Annotated in this window: 25 protein-coding genes, 1 other RNA gene and 1 pseudogene; 17 read left to right on the top strand and 10 right to left on the bottom strand. The window is 58.4% G+C overall.

All coding sequences use genetic code 11. From position 1 onward, the window contains the following. Window positions 1-2: 2 nt before the first annotated feature. Genes ccoP through ccoN form a run of 4 tightly spaced genes read right to left on the bottom strand, consistent with a single transcriptional unit; the run spans window position 3 to window position 3144 of the window. Window positions 3-911 (bottom strand): cytochrome-c oxidase, cbb3-type subunit III, encoded by a 909-nt coding sequence (gene ccoP / locus CAI21_RS00980; protein ID WP_116300563.1) that lies wholly within the window; start codon window positions 909-911, stop codon window positions 3-5. Then, on the bottom strand, window positions 904-1098 hold the full coding sequence (locus CAI21_RS00985; RefSeq protein ID WP_116300564.1) for a cbb3-type cytochrome oxidase subunit 3: 195 nt from the start codon (window positions 1096-1098) through the stop codon (window positions 904-906). The genes ccoP and CAI21_RS00985 overlap by 8 nt, the downstream gene beginning before the upstream one ends. A gap of 4 nt (window positions 1099-1102) precedes the next feature. After that, window positions 1103-1714, bottom strand: coding sequence for a cytochrome-c oxidase, cbb3-type subunit II (gene ccoO / locus CAI21_RS00990; RefSeq protein WP_116300565.1), 612 nt, complete (start codon window positions 1712-1714; stop codon window positions 1103-1105). 11 nt (window positions 1715-1725) lie between these two features. Beyond that, the gene (gene ccoN / locus CAI21_RS00995) at window positions 1726-3144 is read right to left on the bottom strand and encodes a cytochrome-c oxidase, cbb3-type subunit I (protein WP_116300566.1); all 1419 of its coding nucleotides are present in this window, start codon (window positions 3142-3144) and stop codon (window positions 1726-1728) included. A 243-nt stretch (window positions 3145-3387) separates the two neighbouring features. On the opposite strand from ccoN, the gene CAI21_RS01000 reads away from it, so the two are divergent. Genes CAI21_RS01000 through CAI21_RS24455 form a run of 3 tightly spaced genes read left to right on the top strand, consistent with a single transcriptional unit; the run spans window position 3388 to window position 4384 of the window. After that, on the top strand, window positions 3388-3591 hold the full coding sequence (locus tag CAI21_RS01000) for a SlyX family protein (RefSeq protein WP_116300567.1): 204 nt from the start codon (window positions 3388-3390) through the stop codon (window positions 3589-3591). A 20-nt stretch (window positions 3592-3611) separates the two neighbouring features. Next, entirely contained in the window at window positions 3612-4253 is a 642-nt protein-coding gene (locus tag CAI21_RS01005) for a DUF1461 domain-containing protein (RefSeq protein ID WP_116300568.1), read from the top strand. Further along, complete coding sequence (locus CAI21_RS24455; RefSeq protein WP_258868874.1) at window positions 4253-4384, top strand: hypothetical protein; 132 nt, start codon at window positions 4253-4255, stop codon at window positions 4382-4384. Before CAI21_RS01005 ends, CAI21_RS24455 begins: the two co-directional genes overlap by 1 nt. Here CAI21_RS24455 and CAI21_RS01010 read toward each other — a convergent pair. From CAI21_RS01010 to CAI21_RS01030, 5 genes are all read right to left on the bottom strand, one after another. Beyond that, a complete protein-coding gene (locus tag CAI21_RS01010; protein WP_116300569.1) occupies window positions 4365-4823 on the bottom strand; it encodes an EVE domain-containing protein in 459 nt (152 codons plus the stop codon). The genes CAI21_RS24455 and CAI21_RS01010 overlap by 20 nt on opposite strands. Window positions 4824-4846: 23 nt before the next feature. Next, window positions 4847-5440, bottom strand: a complete 594-nt coding sequence (locus CAI21_RS01015; RefSeq protein WP_116300570.1) for a 5-formyltetrahydrofolate cyclo-ligase — start codon at window positions 5438-5440, stop codon at window positions 4847-4849. Window positions 5441-5472: 32 nt separating this feature from the next. Continuing rightward, window positions 5473-5658, bottom strand: a non-coding RNA gene (gene ssrS, locus CAI21_RS01020) — 6S RNA. Between the two features lie 95 nt (window positions 5659-5753). Then, complete coding sequence (locus CAI21_RS01025) at window positions 5754-6074, bottom strand: cell division protein ZapA (RefSeq protein ID WP_116300571.1); 321 nt, start codon at window positions 6072-6074, stop codon at window positions 5754-5756. 69 nt (window positions 6075-6143) lie between these two features. Next, entirely contained in the window at window positions 6144-6359 is a 216-nt protein-coding gene (locus tag CAI21_RS01030; RefSeq protein WP_116300572.1) for a TIGR02449 family protein, read from the bottom strand. A 216-nt stretch (window positions 6360-6575) separates the two neighbouring features. Between CAI21_RS01030 and CAI21_RS01035 the strand changes: the two genes are divergently transcribed. From CAI21_RS01035 to CAI21_RS01090, 12 genes and pseudogenes are all read left to right on the top strand, one after another. Further along, the gene (locus tag CAI21_RS01035; protein WP_116300573.1) at window positions 6576-7151 is read left to right on the top strand and encodes a UPF0149 family protein; all 576 of its coding nucleotides are present in this window, start codon (window positions 6576-6578) and stop codon (window positions 7149-7151) included. Between the two features lie 110 nt (window positions 7152-7261). Then, window positions 7262-8569, top strand: a complete 1308-nt coding sequence (gene pepP / locus CAI21_RS01040) for a Xaa-Pro aminopeptidase (protein ID WP_116300574.1) — start codon at window positions 7262-7264, stop codon at window positions 8567-8569. A gap of 7 nt (window positions 8570-8576) precedes the next feature. Beyond that, the gene (gene ubiH / locus CAI21_RS01045) at window positions 8577-9818 is read left to right on the top strand and encodes a 2-octaprenyl-6-methoxyphenyl hydroxylase (protein ID WP_116300575.1); all 1242 of its coding nucleotides are present in this window, start codon (window positions 8577-8579) and stop codon (window positions 9816-9818) included. Further along, a complete protein-coding gene (locus CAI21_RS01050) occupies window positions 9815-11029 on the top strand; it encodes a UbiH/UbiF/VisC/COQ6 family ubiquinone biosynthesis hydroxylase (protein WP_116300576.1) in 1215 nt (404 codons plus the stop codon). Before ubiH ends, CAI21_RS01050 begins: the two co-directional genes overlap by 4 nt. Window positions 11030-11139: 110 nt before the next feature. After that, a pseudogene (locus CAI21_RS01055) lies at window positions 11140-12149 on the top strand (Fe(3+) ABC transporter substrate-binding protein). A gap of 51 nt (window positions 12150-12200) precedes the next feature. After that, entirely contained in the window at window positions 12201-13853 is a 1653-nt protein-coding gene (locus CAI21_RS01060) for an ABC transporter permease (RefSeq protein ID WP_116300577.1), read from the top strand. Window positions 13854-13916: 63 nt separating this feature from the next. Then, entirely contained in the window at window positions 13917-14201 is a 285-nt protein-coding gene (locus CAI21_RS01065) for a DUF1244 domain-containing protein (RefSeq protein WP_116300578.1), read from the top strand. Window positions 14202-14286: 85 nt separating this feature from the next. Further along, window positions 14287-15369: a glycine cleavage system aminomethyltransferase GcvT gene (gene gcvT / locus CAI21_RS01070; RefSeq protein ID WP_116300579.1), complete on the top strand. Its 1083-nt coding sequence runs from the start codon at window positions 14287-14289 to the stop codon at window positions 15367-15369. Window positions 15370-15445: 76 nt separating this feature from the next. Continuing rightward, a complete protein-coding gene (gene gcvH / locus CAI21_RS01075; RefSeq protein ID WP_116300580.1) occupies window positions 15446-15838 on the top strand; it encodes a glycine cleavage system protein GcvH in 393 nt (130 codons plus the stop codon). A 128-nt stretch (window positions 15839-15966) separates the two neighbouring features. After that, a complete protein-coding gene (gene gcvPA, locus CAI21_RS01080; RefSeq protein ID WP_116300581.1) occupies window positions 15967-17328 on the top strand; it encodes an aminomethyl-transferring glycine dehydrogenase subunit GcvPA in 1362 nt (453 codons plus the stop codon). A gap of 31 nt (window positions 17329-17359) precedes the next feature. Next, on the top strand, window positions 17360-18823 hold the full coding sequence (gene gcvPB / locus CAI21_RS01085; protein WP_116300582.1) for an aminomethyl-transferring glycine dehydrogenase subunit GcvPB: 1464 nt from the start codon (window positions 17360-17362) through the stop codon (window positions 18821-18823). A gap of 40 nt (window positions 18824-18863) precedes the next feature. After that, complete coding sequence (locus CAI21_RS01090) at window positions 18864-19796, top strand: carbohydrate kinase family protein (RefSeq protein WP_116300583.1); 933 nt, start codon at window positions 18864-18866, stop codon at window positions 19794-19796. Between the two features lie 29 nt (window positions 19797-19825). On the opposite strand, the gene CAI21_RS01095 is transcribed toward CAI21_RS01090, so the two are convergent. Then, window positions 19826-20692, bottom strand: a complete 867-nt coding sequence (locus tag CAI21_RS01095; protein WP_116300584.1) for an HDOD domain-containing protein — start codon at window positions 20690-20692, stop codon at window positions 19826-19828. Between the two features lie 368 nt (window positions 20693-21060). On the opposite strand from CAI21_RS01095, the gene ampD reads away from it, so the two are divergent. Together ampD and ampE are read left to right on the top strand one after the other, a co-directional pair. Next, on the top strand, window positions 21061-21615 hold the full coding sequence (ampD, locus tag CAI21_RS01100; protein ID WP_116300585.1) for a 1,6-anhydro-N-acetylmuramyl-L-alanine amidase AmpD: 555 nt from the start codon (window positions 21061-21063) through the stop codon (window positions 21613-21615). A 192-nt stretch (window positions 21616-21807) separates the two neighbouring features. Continuing rightward, window positions 21808-22560: a regulatory signaling modulator protein AmpE gene (gene ampE, locus CAI21_RS01105; RefSeq protein WP_258868875.1), complete on the top strand. Its 753-nt coding sequence runs from the start codon at window positions 21808-21810 to the stop codon at window positions 22558-22560. The last annotated feature ends 65 nt before the right edge of the window (window positions 22561-22625 follow it).

Consider the following 22625-nt stretch of genomic DNA (forward strand, 5'->3'; position numbering starts at 1 on the left):
CGTTACTCCTGCTCTGTGTCGCGCTCGGCCGACAGGCTGTACACGTAGGCGGCTAACAGGTGCACGCGATCCTCGCCGAGCAAGGCCTGTTGGCCAGGCATATCGCCGCTGCGGCCATCGCGAATGCTGGCGCGGATAGCCTCTAGCGAGCCGCCGTAAACCCAGTTCTCGGTGGTCAGGTTAGGCGCACCGAGTGCTTTGTTGCCGGTGCCGTCGGCGGCATGGCAAACCGCGCAGTGTTGCTGGAACTTGGCGCGGCCAGCGTTCACCAGGCGGTCGGGCGCACTGCGGCCGTTGAGGCTATAGACGTAGGTGGCGATCTCGTCGACTCCGCGCTCTCCGAGCACGCCGCCCATCGGCGGCATAAAGCCTTGCCGGCCGTGCATGATGCTGTGTTTTATCGCTTCCGGGCTGCCGCCGTACAACCACTCGTTGTTGGTTAAGCTCGGAAAGCCGGGGGCGCCGCCGCCGTCGGCGCCGTGACAAACGGCACAGTTATTGCCGAATAGGCGATGGGCGGTTTGCATGGCTTCGCGATCCGTTGCCAGCTCCGTGATCTCGCGCTCGGCATACGCGGCGAACAAGGGCGCGTAGCGTGTTTCGGCTTGTTCTCGCTCCGTCGCGTAAGCGGTTTCGGCGGACCAGTTCAGGACGCCGGGATAACGGCCTAAGCCCGGGTAGAGAATAAGATAAATCAAGCTGAAAACGATGCTGATGTAGAACATCCACAGCCACCAGCGAGGCATGGGCTTGTTGTACTCGCTTAAGTTCTCGTCCCACACATGGCCGGTGGTTTCATCTTGAGCTGCCTCTCCGGGCCGCGGTTTAGCCGTCCAGCGGATAAGCCACCAACAGGCAAGGATGTTCGCCACCACAATGATGGTGATGTACCAGCTCCAGAAGCTATTCATGGTCTTTGCCCTCCCCGCCGTGACGACGCTCGGCCGGCTCTTGCTTTGATTCGTTCTCGTCCAACGGTAGTCGCGCCGCTTCATCGAAGTCCGATTTGCGCCGGCTGCTGTAGGCCCATAGCACGATACCGATGAAGATAACCATCAGTACCACCGTGATCAGGCCGCGAAAGGTGTTGATATCCATCGGCTTATCTCCGCTCCGGTAGGACGGTTCCCAGCCCTTGCAGGTAGGCGATCAGCGCCTGCATTTCGGTGACGCCGTCGAGTTTGGCCGGTGCTTCGGCGATTTGTTCGTCGCTGTAGGGCACGCCGAGAAAACGCTGTTTTGCACGCATACTGCGGGCTACGCGTTCGCCGTTGACATAGCGCTCGTCGAGCCAGGGGTAGGCCGGCATATTGGATTCAGGCACCACCTCGCGCGGATTCATCAGGTGCACGTAGTGCCAAAGATCCGTATAGCGGCCGCCAACGCGCGCCAGGTCCGGCCCCGTACGCTTTGAGCCCCACTGGAAAGGACGGTCATAAACAAATTCGCCGGCTACCGAATAATGGCCGTAGCGTTCCGTCTCGGCGCGAAAAGGCCGAATCATCTGCGAATGACAGGCGTAGCAGCCTTCACGCACATAGACGTCTCGCCCGGCTAAACGGATCGCGTCGTAAGGTTCGATGCCCGGTAGCGGTTTGGTGGCTTCGGCCTGGAAGAACAGCGGTACGATCTGTACCAGGCCGGCGACACTGATCACGATGGCAATCAGGATTGCCATCAGCCCGATGTTTTTCTCAACGACTTCATGACTCATGGCGGGCTCCTTTAAGCGGCCTGAGCGGCGGCTTTGGCTACGGGCTCTTGTTCAGGCAAGGCTGTGCGCCAGACGTTGTAGGCCATCATCAGCATGCCGACGAAGAACAGAATCCCGCCGACCAAGCGGACGATGTAGTACGGATAGGTCGCGCTCAGTACTTCGATGAAGGTGTAGGTTAGCGTTCCGTCGTCGTTGACGGCGCGCCACATCAGGCCCTGCATAACGCCGGCGATCCACATCGAAGCGATATAGAGAACGACGCCGAGCGTGGCGATCCAGAAATGTGCTTCGATGAGCTTTACGCTATGCATTTGCTTCTTGCCGTACAGGGGCGGGATGAGGAAATAGATCGCCCCGAAGGTGATGAAGGCAACCCAACCCAAGGCGCCGGCGTGTACGTGACCGATGGTCCACTCGGTGTAATGCGACAACGCGTTGACGGTCTTGATCGACATCATCGAGCCTTCGAAAGTGGCCATGCCGTAGAACGAAAGGGATACGACCAGGAATTTCAGGATCGGGTCGGTGCGGAGCTTGTGCCAGGCACCCGAGAGCGTCATGATGCCGTTGATCATGCCGCCCCAGCTCGGTGCGAGCAGGATGAGCGAGAAGACCATGCCGAGCGACTGTGCCCACTCCGGTAATGCGGTGTAGTGCAAGTGGTGAGGCCCGGCCCACATGTAAATGGAGATCAAGGCCCAGAAATGGACGACCGAGAGTCGGTATGAGTAGATCGGGCGCTCGGCTTGCTTCGGTACGAAGTAGTACATCATGCCGAGGAAGCCGGCCGTTAAGAAGAAGCCGACGGCGTTGTGGCCATACCACCACTGCGCCATGGCATCGACGGCACCGGCATAGACCGGATACGAGTGGGTCCAGCCCACCGGGATCGCTAGGTTGTTCACCACGTGGAGTAACGCTACAGCGATGATAAAGGCACCGTAGAACCAGTTAGCCACGTAAATATGCTTGGTCTTACGTTTGGCAATGGTACCGAAGAAGACATACGCATAGGTGAGCCAGACCGCTGTGATCAGAACCGCGATCGGCCACTCCAGCTCCGCATACTCTTTGCCTTGAGTAATGCCGAGGGGCAAGGTAATTGCTGCCAGCACGATCACCAGTTGCCAGCCCCAGAAGGTGAAGGCAGCCGCTTTATTGGATATTAGCGGGACTTGGCAGGTGCGCTGCACGACCCAGTATGAAGTGGCTATTAGGGCGCAGCCGCCAAAGGCGAAGATGACCGCATTAGTGTGCAGAGGGCGTAGGCGGCCGTAGGATAACCAGGGGACATCGAAGTTGAGGGCGGGCCAGATCAACTGTGCGGCGATGATAACGCCGACCAGCATCCCGACCACGCCCCAAACGACGGTCATGACAGCGAACTGTCGAACGACTTTCTCATTGTAGGCGGTTGTGGCGCTCATAATTTTGATCCGCTGGGTGGCTGTATCCTGCCGTCCTCCCGCCGTGGCTGCGGAGCCGAGTTAGGGAGGCGGAGACAGGCGGTAAATACGCGGGGTGGCTCCGCATGATGCGTTCCGCCGAGGGCGTGCAGTCGTTGCCGCCTTCGCGGGTAAGAAAATTTTCGGCTGCTGCGGCAGCGTGTGTCTTGATGTAGATCAACTCGCTACCTTTTTTATTGTGCAAAGCGGCATGAGAGGTGTCTTATGGATGATCGCTTGGTCGATTTGGAGACGCGGATTGCGTTTCAAGAGCAGGGAATACAAGATTTAGAGGCAGTAATTTTGCGTCAGCAAAAGGAAATCGAAGCGCTGACGCGGCGTTTGGAAGCGGCCGAGCAACGGCTGCGGGCGGTGACACCGTCGAACCTGGCCGATCTGTCCGAGGAGACGCCGCCACCGCACTATTGATTTTATGGAGAGCGAGCGAGATGACACAGCAAGCGGCGGCGCCAACGATACCGGATAAGGCGTTGGCTTCGTGTGTCGGGCTGGCGGCGATTAAAGTGGTTTTTGTCGTCAGCCTGATCTGGACGGCTTTATACCTTGCCTGGGGTAGCCTAAGTAGCGCGAATTTTTTGTTTCCGGTTTGGTATGAGGTCCTCGATATCGGCGAGCACATCGACCATTACGGTCCGCAGAACTATTACAAGCCGGATTTCGCTAGCACCGACCGCGCTCAACGACTGGCCCTATTCGGCGAGATTGTCGAAGCCATTAACCGTAGCGGCGAAGGCTTGGGGGAGATTCGTTACCGCACCGAGGCGGGGAGAGAGATCGTTCTGCTACGTGATCCGGAGCGCATCCATTTGGAATCGGTGGGACGCATCATCGACCGGTTACGTCTTGTCTCTTACGTCATGTTGGGGGTGCTTGCCGCAACGGGCTTTGCCTTGTGGCGAGCGGCGGCCGAACCGCCGCGGCCGTCGCGGGTGTTGTTATGGAGTATGGTCGTGACGGTGACGAGCGCCGTCGCGATCGTCGCTTACGGTGCCGAGGAGGTTTTCAACTTCGCCCATGAGGTCATCTTCCCCCCGGCGAGCAATGGTTTTTCTACTATCAGGAGTCGTTAATGACGACCCTGATGAAAGCGCCGGATTTATTTGCGGCGCTTGCTGTGCTGCTGGTGCTGGCTACGCTGTTATGGTTCGCCGTCTTGCTGGCTGCGGCCAAATGGGGTTTGGCTATTCGAGCCCGACAATAAATGCCCATTGCTCCGCGGTGACCGGCATGATCGATAGCCGGTTGCCCTTCCGGACCAGGGGCATATCTTCCAATTCCGGATGCTCTTTAAGCTCGGTGAGGGAGATGGTGCGTTTGAATGTCTGTTTGAATTTCACGTCGACCAAGTACCAGCGCGGCTTGTCCGGATTGCTCTTGGGGTCGTAATACTTCGTTTCCGGGTCGAACTGCGTCGGATCGGGATAGCCCGCGCGGACGATTTCCATGACGCCGACGATGCCCGGAACTTTGCAGTTAGAGTGGTAGAAAAACGCTAGATCCCCTTCCTGCATCTGGTCTCGCATCATGTTCCGCGCTTGATAATTGCGGACGCCGTCCCAGGGCTCGGTTTGGTTCGGCCGTTGTTGTAAGTGTTCGATGCCGAATACGTCGGGTTCCGATTTCATTAACCAGTAGTTCATTCTTGTTCACTCGTCTTATCGTGTTATCCGCGCCGGAAGCGGCGTAGCCCGGCTTCCGTCGCGCAGCCCCAGAGTCCGACGTCCCAGGGTTCCGCGGGCAGTTCCGGTACTTCCTGAAACGCATAGGCCGTGCCGACGATGCGCGGTTGACGCCATGCCCGGCGCTTGCCGAGAAAGGCAAAGGTACGGTCGTAAAAGCCGCCGCCCATGCCTAAGCGATTACCTTGGCGGTCGAAAGCGAGTAGCGGCGCCAGCACGAGGTCCAGTTGCTTAGCGGAAATGCGCTCGCCCCTAGTCGGCTCGTCGATGCCGAACCGGTTAGGGCTCATCGGCTCTTTGCAGCCACGGTAGCGGCGGAACCAAAGCCTGCCCGGTCCGAATCCGGCCAAGCAGGGGAGATAAACCCGTTTGCCTTGCCGTAGAGCTTGCTCGATAAGCGGGGTTACGTCCATCTCGCCGTCGACCGGCCAATAAGCAGCAATCCGGTGGCTACGTCGGAACAAAGCACTTTGCCCCAACCGTTTGCACAGTGCTTGCGAGGCTTGATGCCGTTGCCGGAGACTGAGGGCGCGCCGTCGTTGGCGCAGGTGTCGGCGCAGTTCGAACTTGGAACTCATGGGGGTCGCTGGATCGTTCTGATATTAAAGAGACATCCCCCGCCTGTGCCGTGCGGGCTTCGCCCTTGAACCCTATGGTTCAGGTGGGGAAGCCAGTCGAAGTCTTAGGCTTTCCGCTGCGTGGCGGACTTGCACACCGAACTTCGGCGTAGGCGTCCCCTGGCGAATAATTTGAGGCTCAAGAATACTCGGCCCGCTCTCGTACACCGCAGGGGATGTCCGTAACCTGATGATGCCGCACTTGCTTAGGCGGCGTCCAGCGCGTTACAGCTACAGGCTAGTGCTTTCGGCGCATAATTAAAAGCGAAGATGATCACACTCGGTGCGATTTTTCCGCTTCCGGCCGATCGACGTCGGCCAGTGCGGTATCGAGTTTCGCCGTCAGTTGCGCCAACCGGGAGCGAGTTTCCTCCAAAACCGGATCCTGCTCCCGTGCGGAGAGAAGCTCATGGGTGATGTTCAGCGCAGCCATGACCGCAATGCGATCCATGCCGATCACCTTGCCGCTATCTCGAATTTCCCGCATTCGGCGGTTAAGGTAGCTGGCCGATTGAAGCAGTTCGGATTTCTCGTCGTCCGGGCAGGCGACGAGAAATTCCTTATCCAGGATGTGAACCTTCACCGGGGTGACCATGGCTGCTGCTCCGTAGGCTACTTAACGTGGTGTCGTCAGAATATGGGCTCGTTCGAGCGGGGTGTTTCCTTAGCTCTGTTCCATGGCTTTAAGCCGGGCGATCATGGCTTCGATGCGGGTTCGGGCCTGCTCGTTCTTCTCTTGCAGGCCTGTTCGTTCCGCGGCAAGCGCTTCCTGCGAGGCCCGGAGCATATCGTTTTCCGCCTGTAAACGGGCGCAGTGCTGTAACAGCGCGTCGACACGCTGTTCTAGGAGCAATACCTGTTCGGTAATGGAATCAGCCACTTGCAATTACCCGTGAAAGACGTTTCTAGCATGTTAGAGCGGTGGAAGGAAAGGGTCAATCGTCCATGCTGCTCATTGCGCAATATGTCTTGGAATATGATCTAAGTCATTGCTATCCGGTTCAGGCCCTGCAAAGGCTCGAAACGCATGCCGGTAGGCATCGACAATGATAGGATAGTTTGTCCAATGGAGATGTGTCAGCGGGTATGAACGACTATGCAAGGCAATGATGCGTTCGAACGAGTGGAACGTGCTCTGGCTGGCGTGGACGCGGAATTCGATGCAGCACAGAGTCACGGTATGCTGTGCGGTATGCTGAGTGCGCCGAATTCCGTGAAACCCGCGGCCTGGATCGCTCAGGTGTTGGTGAACACGGAACCGAAAGGTGAACCGGCTCAGTTTTGTCTGACGGAATTGGCGGCGCTGTTTGAGCGAACGGTCGCCGAGATGGACGATGCTAATTTAGAATTTCAATTATTGTTACCGGACGACAGTGCGCCTATCACGGCCCGGGCCAGTGCGCTTGGCAATTGGTGCGATGGCTTTCTGTACGGAATGGGAATGAGTTCGCTAAAGCCGGATATGCAGTTGCCGCGCGAGGTTAGCGAAGCGCTGCGGGATATGGGCGAGATCGCGCAGGTAGAGATCAACCCGGACGCCGAAGAAGAGAACGAGCAGGCCTATGCGCAGTTGGTCGAGTACGTTCGGGTTGCCGCCTTATTGATTATGGAAACCCTACGACCGACGGCGAAACCGACGGTGCAGCCGAAAAACGATCGAACCCTGCACTAGCGGTCGATCGTTTTTTCGATTTGCCGGTCCAGCGCTGCCGCCAGCGGCTATGGCCGCTGGCCGGCAGCGCTGGACCGGCGGCTTACCCCAGATCACAGCGGAGCGAGCGAATGGAGCAAGCGGAATTCAGTAAGCGGCGCGCCGAGCTGATGCGGATGATAGGCGAACAGAGTATTGCCGTTGTGCCGGCGGCGCCGGAGCGGCCGCGAAGTCGCGATACCTTATATCCCTATCGGCAGGATAGCGATTTTCAGTATCTCACCGGCTTTCCGGAGCCGGAGGCCGTCGTTGTTTTGGCTCCTGGGCGGGAGCATGGAGAGTATATCCTCTTTTGTCGCGAGCGCGATCCGGAGCGAGAGCTGTGGGACGGGCTGCGTGCCGGGCAGGAGGGTGCGTGTCGCGATTACGGCGCCGACGATTCCTTTCCCATCGACGATATCGACGAAATTCTGCCTGGTTTGTTGGAAGGCCGGGATAAGCTCTACTACACGATGGGCGTGGATTTCGAGTTTGATCAACGGGTGATCGGTTGGGTGAATCATATCCGTTCCCAAGCCCGCGGCGGAGCGCGGCCGCCCAGCGAATTCGTCTCGCTCGAGCATCTATTGCATGAGATGCGGTTAATTAAAAGTGCAAGCGAGATTGCGGTTATGCGCAAAGCCGCCGAGCTGTCGGCCGAGGCGCATCGGCGGGCGATGGCGATTTGCCGTCCGGGGCTCTACGAGTATGAGATCGAAGCGGAATTCCAGGGTCTGTACCGGCGCCATAACGGCTGGCCGGCGTATCCGCCGATCGTCGGCGGCGGCGCGAATGCCTGTATCTTGCACTACATCGAGAATAACGCGCCGTTACGCGACGGCGACTTACTGTTGATCGATGCCGGCATGGAACTCGATTGTTACGCCGCCGACATTACTCGGACGTTTCCGGTTAACGGTCGTTTCAGCGATGCCCAGCGTGCCGTCTACGAAATTGTCTTGGCCGCGCAGAATGCGGCGATTGAGGCCACCCGCCCCGGAAACCACTGGAATCGGCCGCATGAGGTTGCGACAGAGGTGCTAACCCAGGGGCTGGTGGATTTAGGCATTCTGCACGGCTCGGTGTCGGAGCTTATGGAGAAGGGCGAATACCGCCGCTTCTTTATGCACCGGACGGGGCATTGGCTGGGTATGGATGTCCACGACGTCGGCGACTATAAGATCGACGGCGAATGGCGTTTGCTCGAACCCGGCATGGTCACCACCGTCGAGCCTGGGCTTTATATCCCCGCCGGCAGCGAGGGCGTGGACGAGCGCTGGTGGAACATCGGCATCAGGATCGAAGACGATGTGCTGGTAACGCGCGACGGCAACGAGGTGCTCAGCGCCGGCGCGCCGAAAGCCATGGCCGATATCGAACAACTGATGCGCGGCGGCTGAACGAAGCATGACGGACTACGACCTTCTTATTGTTGGTGGCGGCTTAGTCGGTGCAAGCCTGGCTTGTGCCTTAGGCAATAACTCATTGCGGATCGGAGTTGTCGAGGCCGTGGCGGTTGGCGATCCGCAGCAGCCGAGCTACGACGACCGTTCTACCGCGCTTGCACCGACAAGCCGGCGCATTTTCGAGGCCTTGGAACTCTGGGATGAGTTGCAGGGGCATTACACCCCGATCCAAGAGATTCACGTGTCCGAGCGCGGCCGCTTTGGGTTCGCCCGCCTGCGCGCGGAGGAGGAAGGCTTACCGGCGCTTGGCTACGTCGTCAGTAATCGGCAGCTCGGCGAGGTGCTGCCTGAGCGAGCCGCGGCGGCCTCCAACGTCGACTACCTTTGTCCTGCTCAGGTTGAGGCGGCGGCGGTAACGGACACAGAGGCTACTGTGGATATTCGCTGCGACGACGGCGGTATCCGTACCGTCAGTGCGAAATTGCTCGTCGTCGCCGACGGGGCTCGTTCGCGCACGCGAGCGTTGCTGGGTATGGAGGTTGCGGTTCGCGACTACCGGCAGGTTGCGATTGTGGCTAATTTAACGCCGGAAAGGTCGCATAACGGGCGTGCTTTCGAGCGGTTTACGCGGTGTGGGCCGATGGCTTTGTTGCCGGCCGAAGGCGGTCGCTGCGGACTCATTTGGAGTGTGCCGGCGGCAAAAGCAGAGCAGGTTCTGGCTATGGACGATGACGCCTTTCGCGAGCGGGTTCAGCGTCTATTCGGTTATCGTTTGGGCCGCTTTTTGCGGGTGGGCACGCGCTTAGCCTATCCATTGGTGCACATGAGTGCCGAGCGCTATACGGGGCAGCGGACGGTTGTGATGGGTAATGCCGCGCATACGCTGCATCCGGTGGCCGGACAAGGCTTCAACCTGGCGTTGCGGGATGTCGCTACGTTGGCGGAGCTTGTCCACGATGCAGCGCTGAAGGGGGATGATCCGGGCAGAGCCGGTTTGCTGGATAGTTACGATGCCATGCGGCGGCAAGACTACCGCCGAGTGGCGAGCCTTACCGACAGCTTGTTACACGTCTTCGGCAACGCTCTGCCGGGCGTTGTCGGTGCGCGCAATGTCGGCTTACTGGGCTTTGACTTGCTGCCTTTGATAAAGCCGTTTTTCGTGCGCCAGGCAAGCGGCTATGCATTCGCTCTGCCGCGATTGGCGCGGGGGCTTACGTTGCGTAGCGAAGGAGAAGCCAAATGAGCGATGTGCAATACGACATCGTCATTCAAGGTGCGGGTATGGCCGGGCTGTTGCTTGCGGCCGCCCTGATTCCTAGCGATTTGAAAGTTGCCGTGGTCGAAGCGCAAAAGCCGCAGCGCTGGCGTGAAAAAGCCGAACCAAGCTTGCGGGTTTCGGCGCTTACGGTTGCCTCCGAGCGTATGTTGCGGGCGGTCGGTTGTTGGGAGGCGATGTCGAGTCGGCGGGTAAGCCCTTTCGATGCGATTGAAGTGCGCGATAGCGAATCGGGCGCCCAGCTGCATTTCGATGGCGCGGCCATCGGGGCTGCGCATCTGGGGCATATCGTCGAAAACTCGCTGACACAGACGGTGCTGTACGACCGTGTCGCCGCCGCCGGCAATATTGAATTGATCGTTCCCGGTGCTGTGGAGCGGGTTCGCCACCGCAGCGACGAGCGGCTGGCTTTAATGCTGGAAGACGGCCGCACGCTGCTGACGCGCTTATTGGTAGGGGCCGACGGTGCTGCCTCGAAAGTCCGGGTCTTGGCTGGTATCGAATGCGAGCAGGTCAGCTACGGCCAAGTTGGCATTGTGGGCTCGATTGCTACCGAGCGCGTGCACGGCGAAGTGGCCCGGCAGCGTTTTTTGCCGGGCGGCCCGCTTGCTTTCCTGCCGCTCGCCGACGGTCGTTGCTCCATCGTTTGGTCGGTGCCCGAGGCGGAGCGCGACCGGTTGTTGGCATTAACGCCGGACGCTTTCTGCGCCGAGTTAACGGAAGCGTCGGGAGAGATGTTGGGGGCTGTCCAATCCGTTGGCGAGCGAGCCGCCTTCCCACTGCGGAAACAGCACGCTAAGCGTTATGTCGATGACCGAATCGCTTTGATTGGCGATGCTGCGCACGTTATTCACCCGTTAGCGGGTCAAGGTATCAATCTCGGCTTTTTGGACGCTGCGAGTTTGGCCGAAGTGGTATCGGATGCTGCCAAGCGCGGGCGCGATATCGGCGGGTTGGCCGTATTGCGCCGCTACGAGCGTTGGCGCAAAGGCGATAACCTGCTAATGCAGCGGGCCATGGACGGTTTCCACTTGTTGTTCGGCACGCGGAACCCGCTGGTTGTCGGTATGCGAGGGCTTGGTCTGGAGCTTACCGAGCGATTGCCGCCGGCGAAGAGCTTGTACATGCGCCATGCAATGGGTTTGGGCGGCGATCTGCCCGCCTTGGCCAAGGTGTGACGGTCGTCATGCCTGGAAGCAACTTCATCAGGAAATGGCTAGCAAAAGAAAATAGTAATGATTATCATTGAGCGCAGTGTTTGGCTCCTCTTACGCAATACAGGTCGCCTATGTTTTCTACCAAGCTAGCCCGCGTTTCGATAGTCCTTTTGCTGACTTTGTGTCTCGGAGTGCCGGTCGCCGCCGCCGACGTGGTTACCGTGTATTCCTCTCGCAACGAGCATTTGATTCGGCCGCTGTTTGAGCGGTTCACGGAGGAGACGGGTACCCAGGTTCGTTACGTGACCGACAACGAGGGGCCGTTGATGGCTCGCTTGCGCGCCGAGGGTCGGAATACGCCGGCCGATGTACTGATGACGGTCGATGCGGGCAACCTCTGGCAGGCTACCGAAATGGGGCTGCTGCGCCCAACCGATTCCGACGTGCTGGAGAACAATATCCCAGAGCATTTGCGCGATCCGGAAGGCCGTTGGTTCGGTTTGTCGGTGCGGGCGCGGACGATCATCTATAGCACCGAGCGAGTCGACCCGGACGAGCTGTCGACATACGCCGATTTGGCCGATCCGAAGTGGGAAGGCCGTCTTTGCTTGCGGACCTCCAATAAGGTCTACAACCAATCCTTGGTAGCGACCATGATTGCTCACCATGGGGCCGAGCGCGCCGAAGAAATTGTACGCGGTTGGGTTAACAATCTTGCTGTCCGTCCGTTCTCCGACGACACGGCAACCATGAGGGCCGTTGCTGCCGGGCAGTGTGATGTGGCCATCGTTAACACGTATTACTTCGGTCGCTTGCAGCGGGAAAACCCGGACATCCCGCTAGCCTTGTATTGGGCTAATCAGGAGGCCGAGGGCGTGCATGTGAATGTATCCGGTGCCGGCATTACCCGCCATGCGAAAAATCCCGAGGCGCGCGCCAGTTGCTAGAATGGTTGTCTTCGGAGAAGGCGCAGGAGCTGTTTGCCGGCTTGAACTTGGAATACCCGGCCAACCCAGGGGTCGAGCTGGATCCGATCGTAGCTGCCTGGGGCGAATTCGAAGCCGATCAGATTAATGTCTCGGAAGCCGGACGTTTACAGGTGGAAGCTGTTATGCTGATGGACCGAGCCAGGTACCGCTAGACGATAGATGCGCGAAGCCGTTGCAATTTCGCAAAATGCCGAATTACGCCGATGGCGGCCCAGTGGGGCCGCCATTTGGCGTTCTGTTGCCCTTTTTTAGCCGTTCTTATCCTTATTCCCCTCTTGCTGATCTTTTTTTCTTGGCTAGAGCCGGAATGGAACTTATGGCGTCATGTCGCCGATACCCAGTTGCGGGAGCTTTTCCTGAATACCGCGATTCTGGTGGTCGGCGTCGGTGCCGGGACGTTAGTGTTAGGCGTGGGTTTGGCCTGGTTAACCGCTATGTGCGAGTTTCCCGGGCGGAGACTATTTGACTGGGCGCTCATGCTGCCTTTAGCGGTACCTACTTACGTTTTGGCTTTCGTGTTTGTCGGTTTGTTCGATTATGCGGGGCCAGTGCAGAGCTGGATGCGCAGCGTCCTGGGGCCGGATGCAGGGCTTCCGCCTATAAGAAGCGCCGGCGGTGTCGTTTTTGTGATGACCTTAGTGCTGTATCCCTACGTGTATATGCTGACTCGGGCGGCATTCCTGCGTCAGGGGCGGGTGCCGATGGAGGCCGCGCGTATGCAGGGGCTTACCGCATGGCAAGCGTTCTTTCGGGTAACCTTGCCGATGGCTCGGCCGGCGATCGTGGCCGGTGTGTCGCTGGCGTTGATGGAAGCCTTGGCCGATTTTGGTGCAGTTGCCGTTTTTAACTTCAATACCTTTACGGTCGCGATTTATCGGGCCTGGTTTAGCTATTTCAGCATGCCGCTTGCGGCTCAGTTGGCCTCTTTACTGCTGATATTGGTCGTTGTGGCGTTAGTACTGGAACGTTTGGCGCGGGGAAAGGCGAAGTTTTTTCAGAACACCGGTCGTGGATTATCCGACCGTATCCGGCTGCACGGTGGAAGGGCTTGGGCAGCCACAGCGGTCGCGGGGCTGGTATTGGCGTTAGGCTTTATTCTACCCCTGCTGCAGTTAGTGTTCTGGGCGATAAGCTCCGGCGATGTTGTGGATGCTCGCTTCTGGAGCTTACTGCTGCGTACGGTAACGCTGGGGGCGATTGCGGCGGTTGTCGTAGTAGCGCTTGCCTTGCTGTTGGCCTATGCCAAACGGTTACGGCCCGACTGGTTTACCCGTAAGGCCGTTTTTGCCGCAACCCTCGGCTACGCGCTACCCGGCTCGGTGTTGGCGGTGGGGATTATGCTGACCTTTGCGTGGGTAGACCGCGGCATCGCAGCCGTCTTAATGCCGATTGCACCGGATATTTACGGGCCCTGGTTAAGCGGCTCCGTCGTCGCATTGATATTTGCTTATGTCACTCGGTTTATGGCGGTGGGCTTTGGTGCGGTGGATAGCGCGTTGGAGCAGGTGCGGCCAAGTTTGGCCGAGGCTGCCCATAGCTTGGGTGCTAGCCATTTCGAGGTGGTGCGCCGGGTGTACATCCCGATGCTGAGCCCCGGCCTGTTGACGGGAGCGCTGCTGGTTTGTGTCGATGTGATGAAAGAAATGCCGGCAACCTTGTTACTACGGCCGTTCGGGTGGGATACCCTTGCCGTTAGAATTTTCGAGTTCACCTCCGAAGGCGAATGGGAGCGCGCGGCTTTGCCGGCGGTTGTATTAGTGCTAGCGGGGCTTTTGCCGGTTATTTTACTGGTGACTCGCTCGGCGGCACCGACTTCTAAGCGAACGTTACCAACGGATGCAGGGGCACCTTCTTAACGCTTTGCTCCCGAGCATTGATAGGATGGTTGTGCCTGTAAGCCAACGTAGGATGGAGATGGTATGGATCGGCAAACTGAAATCGAAGCGGCGGTATTTCGCCGTTTACTGCAGCATCTGGATGAGCGTAAGGATGTTCAGAACATCGACTTAATGAATTTGGCGGGTTTTTGCCGTAATTGTTTGTCGAAATGGTATGTGGCCGCAGCCGAGGAGCGGGGTCTAGAGATTGACTACGAGGCGGCGCGCGAGCGCGTCTACGGCGAGCCGTACGCCGAGTGGAAAGCTAAATATCAAAAGGAAGCCACGCCGGAGCAGTTGAAGAAGTTCTCTGAAACGCATAAGTAATAGCTACAGGTCTTGTTGCCTTCCTCCTTAATATTTCTTCCGACTTCGTTGCCTATTCGCTCATTAGCGAGAAGATGAGGCTGCTATGGCTAAGCAAACTCCCCTGTATGGGGCGCACGAAGCTGCCGGTGCCAAATTCGTCGATTTTGCCGGCTGGACGATGCCGCTGCATTATGGCTCCCAGCTAGACGAGCACCGCGCCGTCAGAGAGCATTGCGGGATCTTCGATGTCTCGCACATGGGCTCGGTCGATATCGAGGGGGCGCAGGCTGAGGCTTTCCTGCGCCGCTTATTGGCGAACGACGTCGCTAAGCTCAGCGACGGTAAAGCCCTGTACAGTTGCTTGCTGAATCAAGCTGGCGGAGTATTGGACGACCTCATTGTCTATTTGCGGCGAACGGGCGAGTATCGTCTTGTCGTCAATGCCGCCACGCGCGAGGCCGATGTCGATTGGTTCAACGAACAGCTTGGCGATGAGGCGGTAACGATCAAGCCCCGTCCGGATTTAGCCATGCTTGCTCTGCAAGGGCCGGCTGCGGCGGATCTTCTCGCTAGCGCCCTGCCGCTGGAGTTGGCGGCGGCTGCGCGTCGCTTGAGTCCCTTTTGCTCCATTGAGCGCGACGGCTATTTTATAGGCCGAACGGGCTACACCGGCGAAGACGGTTTTGAGTTGATAATGGCTTCGGAAAGCGCGCAAGCCTGTTGGAGTGCCTGGATAGCGGCCGGTGTCGCGCCGTGCGGATTAGGAGCACGGGATAGTTTACGGCTCGAGGCTGGATTGAACCTTTACGGGCAGGATATGGATACGGACACGACGCCGTTGGAGTCGGGTCTGGGCTGGACGGTGAGCTGGGGGCCGGAAGAGCGGGATTTTATCGGCCGCGAGGCGCTACTTACTCAGCGTGAAAGCGGGGTGAAGCGGCGGCTTGTGGGGTTGGTTCTGGAGGCCCGAGGGGTGATGCGAGCCGGTCAGCCCGTCTACCTTGACGGCGGGCAAGGTACGGTGACCAGTGGCGGCTTTTCGCCGATATTAGGATGCTCGATAGCATTAGCGCGGATTCCTGCCGGGGCGGTAACGCAGGCGTGCGAAATCGAATTACGTGGCCGCCGATTACCGGCACGGATCGTCAAACCGCCGTTTGTTCGGTACGGTAAGGCCAAAGTTTAGGGCCTGTTGGCGGCTATTCCGATAAGAGCCGGGACATATCGTAGTTGATAGTATTCGACGTTATAGGAAGAAGAACATGAGCAATTTGCCCAGCGATTTAAAATACGCCGATACCCACGAATGGGCGCGCTTGGACGATGATGGACTGGTTACCGTTGGGATTACCGACTATGCGCAGGAATCGTTGGGAGACCTGGTATTTGTCGAAACGCCAGTGGTAGGCAACCAAGTATCGGCGAAAGATGCCTGTGCGGTTGTGGAGTCGGTAAAGGCGGCGTCCGATATTTATGCGCCGGTCAGCGGCGAGATCGTCGACGCTAACGCCCTCCTAAACGACAGCCCGGAGCTGATTAACAGCGATCCTTACGGGGATGGCTGGATTATGCGCATTCGGCCTGATGAAACTGCGGAACTGGACGAATTGCTAAGCGCCGAAGAATACGAAGCGCAGGTCAGCGCGGACGAGTAGCTCCAGACCGTGCGGATGTTTGCCTCTTGGCTTGACGCATGCCGCACGGATAACGGATCGGAAAGAGAACACGGAATGTTATGTAGCGCCGTCCGCTTCGGGCGACATCCAGCAAGGTAGGTGGTGACATGCCGTTTATCCCTCACACCGAGCAAGATATCCGCGAGATGTTGGCCGCGATCGGTGCCGATAGCGTCGATGCGCTGTTCGACGAAATCCCCGCCTCCTTGCAAAGCCGGCCTTTGGAAGGGGTTCCCGCGGGGCTTACGGAGATGGAGGTTGCGCGCCTGATGCAGGCGCGCGCCGCCAGCGACGGTCAGCCGCTGTGTTTTCTTGGCGCAGGCGCCTACGAGCATCACATTCCGGCTGCTGTCTGGGAGATTACTACGCGCGGCGAATTCTATAGCGCTTACACGCCGTATCAGGCCGAAGCCTCGCAAGGAACGCTTCAGGTCGTCTACGAATACCAGACTATGCTGGCAAGTCTAACTGGGCTGGACGTTGCCAATGCGTCGCTTTACGACGGTGCCTCCGCATTAGCCGAAGCTGTGTTGATGGCGGTGCGGGCTAACCGACGGACTGCCTCCCGCCGTATTCTGGTGCCGCGAAGCATCCACCCGCTTTATCGCCGCACGGTCGATAGTATCGTTCGTCATCAAGGTATCGAGTTGGTCGAGGTCGGCTATGTGCCGGAGAGCGGACGGGTGGATCGCGCGGCGTTAGAGGCTGCCGCAGAAGTCGGCTTCGCTGCGCTCGTTATCCCTCAGCCGAATGTTTTCGGTGTTTTGGAAGAAGCTGGCGAGCTTTGCGATTGGGCACACGAGAAAGGTGCCTTGGCGATCGGGCTTGTTAACCCAACCGCCTTGGCGCTGCTGCAACCGCCGGGAGAATGGGGAGAAGCGGGTGCCGATATCGCTTGCGGCGAAGGGCAGCCGCTCGGGGTTCCGCTGGCTGCCGGCGGCCCTTATTTTGGCTTCATGAGCTGTCGGCAATCCCATGTTCGACAAATGCCGGGGCGTATTGTCGGCGCCACGCTCGATAGCGAGGGGCGACGCGGTTTTACGTTGACCCTGCAACCGCGAGAGCAGCATATTCGTCGCTCCAAGGCCACGTCGAACATCTGTACCAACCAAGGTTTGATGGTAACGGCGGCTACGATGTATTTGGCGTTGCTCGGACCGCAGGGGTTGGAGCGGGTCGCCGCCGCTTGCCACGCTAACACACGGGCATTGCGAGACGCGCTAGCGGCTGTCGGCGACGATATCGATGTTGTCTTTCAAAGCCCTTTCTTCCATGAGCTAGTCGTTCGCCTGCCGCAGCCGGTTGCCCCTGTTCTCGATGCGTTGGCGGATAAAGGCATTCTCGGCGGTTGGGACATCGGCGAACATTATCCCGAACTCGGTAACGCTTTGTTGGTTTGTGCGACCGAAACCCGTACGGCGGACGATATCCGCGCTTACGCGGACGCCCTGCGAGAAGTGTTGCAGTAATGGCTATCGACCTGAGTGACGAGGGAGCCCTATGTTGATTTTCGAACATAGCCGCGAGGGCCGGACGGCGCAGGCGCAGATGCCGGCCGCGCTCGACTCGGCGGACGATATACCTGCGCATTTACGCCGCCAGTCGGCGCCGCAGTTGCCCGAGGTGTCGGAGCTTCAGGTCGTCCGCCATTATACGCGTCTATCGCAACGCAATTTCTCGATCGACACGCATTTTTACCCGCTCGGGTCGTGCACGATGAAGTACAACCCGCGGGCCTGTAACCAGCTGGCGATGCAATCGCCTTTTTTGGCTCGCCATCCGTTGGCGCCGGAGCGCTTCGGGCAAGGTTTTATGGCCTGTTTATTTGAGTTGCAAGAAATGTTGGCGGCAGTCACCGGTATGCGTGCCGTCAGCTTAACGCCAATGGCCGGCGCCCAAGGCGAATTCGCGGGTGTGGCTATGATTCGCGCTTATCACGACGCCCGCGAGGACCTGGCGCGCACGGAAATCATCGTGCCCGACGCCGCCCACGGTACCAATCCGGCTACGGCGGTGATGTGTGGTTATAAAGTGCGGGAGATTCCCACCGCCGACGACGGCGACGTCGATGTCGACGCCTTACGGGCTGCGGTGGGGCCGCAAACCGCCGGCATTATGTTAACCAACCCCTCTACGCTGGGTGTGTTTGAGCGGCGCATCGAGGAGATTGCCGCCATCGTTCACTCGGCCGGCGGCTTGTTGTACTACGACGGGGCGAATCTAAACGCTATTCTCGGCAAGGTTCGCCCCGGCGATATGGGTTTCGACGTTATCCATGTCAACTTGCACAAAACATTTTCCACGCCGCATGGCGGGGGCGGTCCGGGAGCCGGTGCAATCGGTGTGAGCGAGCGCTTATTGCCTTTCCTGCCGGTTCCCGTCGTCGGGCGGCGAGAAGATCGTTACTACTGGCAAACCGAACGCGATTATCCCCAGAGCATTGGGCGCTTATCGGCGTTTATGGGGAATGCCGGCGTCTTGTTGCGGGCTTATATCTATTCGCGCATGTTAGGCTGCGGGGGCATGGAGCGGGTGGCGGAGTTTGCCGCGCTTAATGCCAATTATTTGATGCACCGCTTACGGGATGCTGGGTTCGAACTGGCTTATCCGGCACGGCGGGCAAGTCATGAGTTTTTAATTACGCTCCGGCGCGAGGCGAAAGCTTACGGTGTGACGGCGATGGATTTTGCCAAACGCCTTCTCGATTACGGATTTCATGCTCCCACGACGTACTTTCCTCTACTTGTTCCCGAGTGCTTATTAATCGAGCCGACAGAAACCGAAACGAAAGAAAGCCTGGACGGTTTTGTCGAGGCGATGTGTCGTATTCGCGCTGAAGCCGAGTCGGACCCGGAGTACGTGAAAAATGCCCCCTACACCCTACCGGTTCGGCGCCTGGACGAGGTTCGGGCCGCGCGTCAGTTAGATCTGCGATGGACGCCGACGGGTGCGGTAGAGGATTAGCCGGGCCTCCGGCATCACAAATTCCAGAAAAGGAGCTGCCATGACTGCTTTAATCAGTGGGTCCGTCGCTTACGACACCATTATGGTGTTCAACGATCGGTTCCGGAATCACATCCTGCCGGAGCAGGTCCACATTCTGAACGTTTCGTTCATTGTTCCGGAGTTGAGGAAGGAGTTCGGCGGTTGTGCCGGCAATATCGCCTATAACCTGAAGTTGTTGGGCGAGCAGCCGTTGCCGATGGCGACTGCCGGGGCGGATTTCGAACCTTACGCGGAGTGGTTGGCGGAACAGCAAATTCCGAGCGATTTTATTCGAGTCATGCACGATGCGTATACGGCCCAAGCCTACATCACTACCGATGCCGACGATAATCAGATAACCGCCTTCCATCCTGGGGCTATGAACGAAGCGCATCGGTTGGAAGTGCCGACCGACGTGGGGGCGAAGATTGGTATTGTCGCTCCCAATGGCCGGGATGGGATGCTACAACATGCCGCGCAGTTCAAGGCGGCTGGTATTCCCTTCATTTTCGATCCAGGCCAGGGTATGCCGATGTTCGATGGCAAGGACTTGCTTGATTTTGTCGAACAGGCAACCTGGGTAGCCGTCAATGACTATGAGTCGCAGTTGTTGCAGGAGCGTACCGGCCTTTCCCTGGGGAGTCTGGCGGAAAAAGTCGACGCGCTGATCGTTACCCTCGCAGGCGAGGGGTCGCAGATCTTTACCGCAGGCAGATGCATCGATATCCCGGCCGTGGCGCCGTCCGCCGTAGTGGACCCGACCGGCTGCGGCGATGCTTATCGGGCCGGTCTATTGTATGGCTTGTTAAACGATCTGGATTGGGATACGACAGGTCGGATCGCCTCGCTTATGGGCTCGATTAAAGTCGCTCATCATGGAACCCAAAATCATCGTTTCGAGATGGATGAGTTCCGGGAGCGCTACCGCGAGGCGTTCGGAAGCGACTTCTGAACCGCTCGGATACCGCCGTGCCCGGTAAGTTAACGCGGCACGGCAGCGCCTGAAAACAGGTTTGAGAAAATGTCGATGGATTGGACATCGGCTTCCAATTGCAGCTCGGCAATTTCTTCCGCCGCTAACTTCACGTGCTCGGCCACGCTCGGGTGTAGGTCGAGGCGGCTATCGGCCGGTGGCCAGCGCTTATAGCCGGGTTCGACAAGTTTGCTGAGCGCATTGGCAACGTGCACGATGTTCGCTTCGGTGCAATAGTCGGCGCAGAGATTTGGCGTGTGATGGTGGGCGACTACTTCCGTATAGACTTCGGGTAGATCCCAACTCTTTAATAGAGCGGCGCCGACGGCCGCATGGTCAAAACCGAGGATCTCCTGTTCCACTTGATAGGCGGGTCGGCGGGACAAATTAACCTCACGCAATATTTTGCTGGCGGCCAGTGGCTGTTGGCGGTAAATCACCAGTTTGCCCAGGTCGTGGAGTAAGCCTGCGGTGAACAGGCGTCCTTCATTGGCTATGCCAAGCCGCTTACCGATTAAGCGAGCCAGAATGCCGCAGTAAATGCTGTGGTGCCAGAAATCTTGAACATCGACCAGTTGACTGTTGATATCGGAGAACACGCTGGCGACCGAGGTTGCCAACAGCACGTCGTGGAGGCTGCGTGTGCCCAGCACGGCGATCGCTGTGGCGATGTTTTCGACCTTCTTAGGCTGTCGGTAGGGAGCACTGTTGACGACTTTGAGGACGCGCGCCGTGAGGGCCGGGTCGTGATTGATGACCCGGCCGATCTCAGCCGCGGTAAAGCGCGGGTCATCGAGCATTTCGCTCACCCGATGATAGGTTCGTGGTAACGAGACGAGTCCGCCTGCGTTAGCCACCAACGCTTCAGGTGTCATGTTCTTCTCTCTTGATTCTCATTCTGACCAGCCTACTTCACGTGCCCCCATCGAACTGTGTGCCGGTTCAAGAATGTCCTTGGCGTGTGCGACGGACGTGAGGAAATATCATGTTTATGTCTATCGGCGTCGATCGATGGGGCTAAAGTGCCGCATTTTGGGGACGTGACGAGGTCGGCGAAAATGCTTGTCGGAAGAGGTGCCAAAAGTCTTCTTTGCGTTTTAGCGGGCACGCTCTTGCAGCGATGGGCTCAAGTTTTTATCCAAAGATGCGGATATTTCCGTCAGCATACACATTACGGTAGCGTTCGTTCTATAGGGCGGCGAGGTGATAGGGTAATTGTCTCGGCGTGTCTAGAGGTGGCTAGATGATCGACTTAAAGACAGGACAAGTTGCAGCAGCGCGACAACGGCCCTCGCCGAATTACGACGAGCGACCTGAGAATATTGCCATCGACCTGCTTGTTATACACAACATCAGCTTGCCGCCGAATGAGTTCGGTGGCCCTTATATCGACGCCTTGTTCACTAACGCTCTGGACTGCGAGTTGCACCCGTTTTTCGATCAGCTTCGCGGCCTAAAGGTATCGGCTCACCTGTTGATCCGGCGCGACGGCGAGTTGCTGCAATATGTGCCGCTGCATAAGCGTGCTTGGCATGCGGGAGTGTCTTGCTTCGACGGCCGTGAGCGGTGTAACGATTTCTCAATCGGAATTGAGCTGGAAGGCTGTGACGATCAAAGGTTTACCGAAGCGCAGTATGGCTGTTTATTGCCGTTATGTAGCGCGTTGATGGACGCTTACCCAGGCATCACGCCCGAGCGAATCGTCGGTCATAGCGATATTGCCCCCGGCCGTAAGACCGATCCGGGGCCTCATTTCGACTGGAATAGACTCCGAACGGTATTATCGAGTGTCTCGTAACCGTGTGCCAAGTTGTTGTGCGCCGGGTAGCGTTTCACGATAGCCTTGGGGCAAACAAACTACTCATAAGGACTCCAACATGCGTCTGATAGCGATTCTTATCAGTCTTTGGCTGAACCGTTACCCGGAGCGTTTCGACCGGTGGCGTCGTAGTGAATCGTTTTTGGTTATGCCGATTGGCTTCGGCTGAAGGTGCTGGGGCCAAACCGTTGGCAGGGCGCTTTCGGCGTGTTCGCTTTTCTGTTGCCGCCGGTTCTTTTAGTTGCGCTGGTTCAGTGGTGGCTCGGCGGTTGGTTCTTGGGTTTAGTGCTGGGTGTGGCGGCGCTGGTTTTTGCCCACGGGCCATCGCGGGTTGACGATGATCTCGATGAGTTCCTCGCCTCTTGGGAGCAAGAAGACGTCGCCCGCGCGCGCCGTGCCGCCTCCGAGTTGAGCGGCGAGGAGGAATCGCCGGCCGCTATGGATGCCCTCCCGGAAGAGGCTGTTCGCGGTTTGTTTTGGCAGAGCTACGAGCGCTTGTTGGGGCCGATTTTCTGGTTTGTTTTGTTGGGGGCCTGGGGGGTAGTGCTATTCCGTTTGGCATATGTGGCTAAGGAGTATGCGGAAAGCCGGGACGAAAGCAGCGAGAGTTTTGGCGAAGCGGCTAACTTGCTTGTCTACGTGCTCGACTGGATACCGACTCGTTTGGCCGCACTGGCTTATGGTCTCGCAGGTAGTTTTGTGCATTCCATGGAGGAATGGAAGCAAGCCGCGGAGGGGCGCTTCGCCGGTAACCGGGTGGGCTTTGTCGGTGCAGCCATGGGGGCGCTTAATCTCTCGCTCAGAGAACAAGCGCCGGAGGCTGTCCGCTCGACGGCCCGCGAGGCGCGCTCCTTGGTAACGCGCGCCGTTCTGTGCTGGCTAGCCGTGATTGCCCTGTTAACGATTGCCGGCTGGTTAGGTTAACGCGGCGACTGGGGCGGATCGGTTGCTGTGAGCGGTCACAGGCGAAGCTGCTGCGCCCCGCCTTG

The sequence above is a fragment of the Alkalilimnicola ehrlichii genome (assembly GCF_003399765.1).
Classification (GTDB): domain Bacteria; phylum Pseudomonadota; class Gammaproteobacteria; order Nitrococcales; family AK92; genus AK92.

Bases quoted from the DNA above. Each gene is read 5' to 3' on its own strand.
- gcvT (WP_116300579.1), top strand. From the start codon at position 14,287: ATGGCTAAGCAAACTCCCCTGTATGGGGCGCACGAAGCTGCCGGTGCC.
- CAI21_RS00985 (WP_116300564.1), bottom strand. From the start codon at position 1,098: ATGGATATCAACACCTTTCGCGGCCTGATCACGGTGGTACTGATGGTT.
- pepP (WP_116300574.1), top strand. From the start codon at position 7,262: ATGGAGCAAGCGGAATTCAGTAAGCGGCGCGCCGAGCTGATGCGGATG.
- CAI21_RS01050 (WP_116300576.1), top strand. From the start codon at position 9,815: ATGAGCGATGTGCAATACGACATCGTCATTCAAGGTGCGGGTATGGCC.
- CAI21_RS01015 (WP_116300570.1), bottom strand. From the start codon at position 5,440: ATGAGTTCCAAGTTCGAACTGCGCCGACACCTGCGCCAACGACGGCGC.
- CAI21_RS01065 (WP_116300578.1), top strand. From the start codon at position 13,917: ATGGATCGGCAAACTGAAATCGAAGCGGCGGTATTTCGCCGTTTACTG.
- ccoP (WP_116300563.1), bottom strand. From the start codon at position 911: ATGAATAGCTTCTGGAGCTGGTACATCACCATCATTGTGGTGGCGAAC.
- CAI21_RS24455 (WP_258868874.1), top strand. From the start codon at position 4,253: ATGACGACCCTGATGAAAGCGCCGGATTTATTTGCGGCGCTTGCTGTG.
- CAI21_RS01090 (WP_116300583.1), top strand. From the start codon at position 18,864: ATGACTGCTTTAATCAGTGGGTCCGTCGCTTACGACACCATTATGGTG.
- CAI21_RS01010 (WP_116300569.1), bottom strand. From the start codon at position 4,823: ATGAACTACTGGTTAATGAAATCGGAACCCGACGTATTCGGCATCGAA.
- CAI21_RS01095 (WP_116300584.1), bottom strand. From the start codon at position 20,692: ATGACACCTGAAGCGTTGGTGGCTAACGCAGGCGGACTCGTCTCGTTA.
- CAI21_RS01000 (WP_116300567.1), top strand. From the start codon at position 3,388: ATGGATGATCGCTTGGTCGATTTGGAGACGCGGATTGCGTTTCAAGAG.
- CAI21_RS01060 (WP_116300577.1), top strand. From the start codon at position 12,201: ATGGCGGCCCAGTGGGGCCGCCATTTGGCGTTCTGTTGCCCTTTTTTA.
- CAI21_RS01025 (WP_116300571.1), bottom strand. From the start codon at position 6,074: ATGGTCACCCCGGTGAAGGTTCACATCCTGGATAAGGAATTTCTCGTC.
- ccoO (WP_116300565.1), bottom strand. From the start codon at position 1,714: ATGAGTCATGAAGTCGTTGAGAAAAACATCGGGCTGATGGCAATCCTG.
- CAI21_RS01005 (WP_116300568.1), top strand. From the start codon at position 3,612: ATGACACAGCAAGCGGCGGCGCCAACGATACCGGATAAGGCGTTGGCT.
- ampD (WP_116300585.1), top strand. From the start codon at position 21,061: ATGATCGACTTAAAGACAGGACAAGTTGCAGCAGCGCGACAACGGCCC.
- ubiH (WP_116300575.1), top strand. From the start codon at position 8,577: ATGACGGACTACGACCTTCTTATTGTTGGTGGCGGCTTAGTCGGTGCA.
- gcvH (WP_116300580.1), top strand. From the start codon at position 15,446: ATGAGCAATTTGCCCAGCGATTTAAAATACGCCGATACCCACGAATGG.
- gcvPA (WP_116300581.1), top strand. From the start codon at position 15,967: ATGCCGTTTATCCCTCACACCGAGCAAGATATCCGCGAGATGTTGGCC.
- ccoN (WP_116300566.1), bottom strand. From the start codon at position 3,144: ATGAGCGCCACAACCGCCTACAATGAGAAAGTCGTTCGACAGTTCGCT.
- CAI21_RS01035 (WP_116300573.1), top strand. From the start codon at position 6,576: ATGCAAGGCAATGATGCGTTCGAACGAGTGGAACGTGCTCTGGCTGGC.
- gcvPB (WP_116300582.1), top strand. From the start codon at position 17,360: ATGTTGATTTTCGAACATAGCCGCGAGGGCCGGACGGCGCAGGCGCAG.